At 40.4% G+C, this 240-nt stretch carries 1 protein-coding gene; it reads left to right on the top strand.

From position 1 onward, the window contains the following. The coding region (locus tag AAEY78_RS14795) for an FAD-dependent oxidoreductase (RefSeq protein WP_352340234.1) at positions 1-240 on the top strand (240 nt) is incomplete at both ends.

Below are 240 nucleotides of genomic sequence, written 5' to 3'. Positions count from 1 at the left end.
AATGAGATCTACCCAAACGGTATCTCAACCAGCTTACCATTTGATGTACAGCTAAATTTAGTACGTTCGAGTAAAGGCATGGAAAACGCTGAAATTATTCGGCCAGGTTATGCCATTGAATATGATTATTTTGATCCACGAGATCTTAAAAACTCATTAGAAACCAAAGCCATTGAAGGACTCTTTTTCGCCGGTCAAATTAACGGCACTACAGGTTACGAAGAAGCCGGAGCACAAGGT

It is taken from the genome of Psychrobacter sp. 16-MNA-CIBAN-0192 (genome assembly GCF_040309565.1).
In the GTDB taxonomy this organism is placed as follows: domain Bacteria; phylum Pseudomonadota; class Gammaproteobacteria; order Pseudomonadales; family Moraxellaceae; genus Psychrobacter.
This window is presented reverse-complemented; position numbering and strand designations above follow the sequence as displayed.